Origin of the sequence: Blautia intestinihominis (assembly GCF_040096655.1) — a bacterium.
In the GTDB taxonomy this organism is placed as follows: domain Bacteria; phylum Bacillota; class Clostridia; order Lachnospirales; family Lachnospiraceae; genus Blautia_A; species Blautia_A intestinihominis.
Window position 1 is genome coordinate 1 of sequence record NZ_JBBMEI010000134.1, and the last position, 4,047, is coordinate 4,047.

The 4,047-nt window shown below is 41.6% G+C and carries 3 protein-coding genes and 1 pseudogene; all 4 read left to right on the forward strand.

Features of this window, described 5'->3' with window-relative positions; genetic code table 11:
• The first annotated feature begins 471 nt into the window (after positions 1–471).
• Positions 472–972 carry a FadR/GntR family transcriptional regulator gene (locus WMO75_RS18915; RefSeq protein WP_243111687.1) on the forward strand — a complete coding sequence of 167 codons (501 nt, stop codon included), beginning with the start codon at positions 472–474 and terminating at the stop codon, positions 970–972.
• 107 nt (positions 973–1,079) lie between these two features.
• Positions 1,080–2,210 carry an Ldh family oxidoreductase gene (locus WMO75_RS18920; RefSeq protein ID WP_118699679.1) on the forward strand — a complete coding sequence of 377 codons (1,131 nt, stop codon included), beginning with the start codon at positions 1,080–1,082 and terminating at the stop codon, positions 2,208–2,210.
• 106 nt (positions 2,211–2,316) lie between these two features.
• Complete coding sequence (locus WMO75_RS18925) at positions 2,317–3,492, forward strand: NAD(P)-dependent malic enzyme (protein WP_118699680.1); 1,176 nt, start codon at positions 2,317–2,319, stop codon at positions 3,490–3,492.
• Between the two features lie 12 nt (positions 3,493–3,504).
• Positions 3,505–3,755 (forward strand): annotated as a pseudogene (locus WMO75_RS18930) (hypothetical protein).
• Positions 3,756–4,047: the final 292 nt, after the last annotated feature.

A 4,047-nucleotide genomic window follows, 5' to 3' on the forward strand; every position in this document is an offset into this window, starting at 1 on the left:
AAGAGCCGGATGCGGAAAAGCCGCACGTCCGGAATTCTGTGAGGGATACATTCGGTAACGGATGTATCTACTCGACCACATCAACTTTTAAGAGAGTAAAAGTTGCACGCCTCTAGGGAAACAGAATTGTTTTTCCAGGGAAAAAGTTGCCCTTTTCGGATAATAGTTGATACTTTGTAAAATAAAAGTTTTTAAAAGAGTGTTTTATAATGCGTTTTTAGGTGGCTCTGATGCGAAAATGGGAAAATTTTTGATAAAAGTTGATGTCAACTTTTAGGAGGAAACCATATTCATAAAAGTAAATATTTGATAGGTTTTCTTCTGGAATAAAGACTATATTATTACATATAAAGGAGCTTTGTTTTGGGTAAACCAGAAGAAAGGCAATGGATCCAGATTATTCTGTAAAAGACATAATAATTATAGAATTGAATATGTTTGCAAATTTTATAAAACGAAATGAAGTGTGCTATGGGTAATACAATATGTGACTTATTATGTCGTAAGTGGCATAATGGATATCTGCGCCAGAATCAGCAGTTCCGTGCGGCACTGGAGAGAGAAGCGGCAATTCTTGCGGCGCGAAAGTGCACACCGCTGGATGCAGCAGAATTATGGGTGATTCTTGCACGGCTGGACGCCGCAGAAGATGAAAAGATACGGGGTGAATTGGATCGCGAACTTCATAAGAAGATTGCAAAGATCGCAGATAACCCGATGGTTTACAGTGTCCTTGCGGCAGCGGATCAGCTTACTGAGAGTATTGTTTCCGGGACGAGAGACTACATTATGAAAAAGAATAATTCTGCCAGAGAGATTGATGATCAGCATCATCGGCTTGTTGAAGCGATCATCAACGGAGATGTAGAGCAGGCGGAACGCTGTATGTCCGAACATATGGATACGATTGAACGTTATATGGAAGAAATGCAAAAAAAATCCCGAGAAATTTTGGGCATTTTTACAGAATAAATTGATATGACCTCTATTGTATTTTGGTAATACCAGTGGTATAATTAAAATACAAATTGGTAATGCCAATAAATAAAATCGGCACTACCGGAAAGAGGGACGAAACAATGGGATATGTGAAATGGTCATATGAGACACTGAATCATTTTTGCGGAGACGTATTCAAGGCGTTTGGTTTTACAGAGGAAGAAAGCAATCAGATCAAGGATGTGCTTCTTACTGCTGACCTTTATGGGATAGAAAGTCATGGTATGCAGAGAATGGTGCGTTATCATAAGGGAATCGAAAAGGGAACGATTCATCCGCAGGCAAAGCCTGAAGTTGTATTTGAAACACCGATATCTGCAGTGATTGACGGCCATAATGGAATGGGACAGCTTATTTCTGTTTATGCAATGAAAAAAGCCATCGAAAAAGCCAAAAAAACCGGAGTTGGAATTGTAACTGTCCGTGAGTCCAATCATTTCGGTATCGCCGGATATTATGCAAAGATGGCGTGCGATGAGGGACTTCTGGGAATGGCCTGCACCAATTCAGAGGCTATTATGGTTCCTACGTTTGGCAAAAAAGCCATGCTTGGATCAAACCCGATCGCAGTAGCTATGCCGGCAGACCCGTATCCGTTTTTCTTTGACTGCTCTACCACAGTAGTTACAAGAGGAAAGCTCGAAATGTACAACAAGATGGAGAAACCACTTCCTGATGGATGGGCACTGGACAAGGATGGACATGCAAGTACAGACGCACCGGATGTCCTTGCCAATATTGTTGCAAAGAAGGGCGGCGGAATCATGCCTCTCGGTGGAAATGAAGAAGTTACAGGAAGTCACAAGGGATATGGATATGGTATGCTGTGTGAACTGTTCAGTTCCATTCTTTCCATGGGTGTTACTTCAGATCACTGCTGTACATTCCCGGATAAAACAGGAATCTGTCATGGATTTATGGCAATCGATCCGGCTGCATTTGGTGATCCTCAGGCAATCCGCAGACATTTTTCAGAATATCTGGAAGCTCTGAGAGAAAGCCCGAAGGCAGAAGGCAAAGACCGTATTTATACACATGGTGAAAAAGAAGTCTTTGCAGAAAAAGAAAGAAGAGAACATGGAATTCCGGTAAACGACAATACGATGGTCGAACTTGCAAATCTGTGTGGATATCTCAAACTTGACTTTGGTAAATATTTTGAAGGATATGAGCTTCCAAAAGACAGTAAATTCTTTACAGGAAATTATTAATAGATTAGAATAGATGGTTGCTGTGAACGGAGTGAACAGTAACAACAGAAGGCGGCCGGAATCATACGGCTTCACAAAATTTAAGATACCAGGGAGGACAACAGAAATGGATTATGCAAAAGAATCTTTAAGACTGCATGGAGAATGGAAAGGTAAGATTGAAGTTGTAACAAGAGTACCTGTAGAAAATAAGGATGATTTGTCACTTGCTTATACACCTGGAGTTGCACAGCCTTGTCTGGAAATCCAGAAGGATGTAAACAAATCCTACGAACTCACAAGAAGATGGAACATGTGTCTGGTAGTTACCGACGGTTCTGCTGTTCTTGGACTTGGAAACATCGGACCGGAAGCCGGAATGCCGGTAATGGAAGGAAAATGTGTACTTTTCAAGGCGTTTGGCGATGTAGATGCATTCCCTCTTTGTATCAAGAGCAATGATGTGGATGAAATCGTTAATACAATTTATCTGATCTCCGGTTCTTTTGGCGGAGTAAATCTGGAAGATATTTCTGCTCCGAGATGCTTTGAGATTGAGAAAAAACTGAAAGAAAAATGTGATATTCCGATCTTCCATGATGACCAACACGGTACAGCTATCATCACTCTTGCTGGTCTGACCAATGCACTGAAGGTTGTAGGAAAGAAAAAAGAAGATGTTCGTATCATTATGAATGGAGCAGGAGCTGCTGCAATCTCTATTGCACGTCTCCTTCTGACAGCAGGATTCAAAGATATCACTCTCTGCGACAGAAAGGGTGCAATCTACGAGGGACGCCCGGAAGGCATGAATCCGGTCAAAGATGAAATGGCTAAAGTTACTAACCTGGCTAAAAAATCCGGTTCTCTTGCAGATATGTTGGTTGGCGCAGATGTATTTATCGGTGTTTCTGCACCGGGTGCTGTTACAACAGAGATGGTTAAGACCATGAACAAAGATGCAGTTGTTTTTGCATGTGCGAACCCGACTCCGGAGATCTTCCCGGATGACGCAAAGGCAGGCGGAGCAAAAGTTGTTTCCACAGGAAGAAGTGATTTCCCGAACCAGATCAACAACGTACTTGCTTTCCCGGGAATCTTCCGTGGTGCATTTGATGTGAGAGCAAAAGAAATCAATGACGAAATGAAGTTGGCAGCGTCTGAAGCACTTGCAAATCTGATCACAGATGAGGAACTTTCTCCGGAATATATCATTCCGAAGGCATTCGATAAGCGAGTAGGACCAGCGGTAGCCAAAGCGGTTGCTGAGGCAGCAAAGAGAACCGGTGTAGCTCGTATTTAATAATCAAGATATATGCAGAATGATTTTATTGATGGAGCTCTTGGCTTGGAACGAAAGAAGCCGTCGCAATTGTTCCTAAAGTAGAAGAGAAAATCAGAAATTTCAAAGGAACAGTTTTTTTTACACGAGATACGCAGGAGGGAAAGAAACTTCCAGAAGTCCCAATCAAAGTAGATGCTGCATGTTGTGCAGGAGTGACTCCAGAAAGTCATGAGACTGCACTGAAGGCCATGAAAGCGTGCCAGATAGATATTGTTGGATGAACGGATTACAAAAAGATATGGAATAAGGTAAAGCAGAAGCCAGAAAATCAGTAAAGGATTTTCTGGCTTCAGACTGTAGACAAAGCCCTGCTTTTGCAGGGTTTTGCTATTGTTGGAACCGCTTTTCTGATATAATAAATATCAGAAGGGCGGTGTTTTTTATGATGACGAAAAATGCAGATAAAAAAAGAGAACAAATGATGATGTTTTCCATGGATGACATGGTACCTCAAAACCATATGCTGCGATTGATTGATAAAGCAATCAATTGGAACTTTATTTATGATCTGGT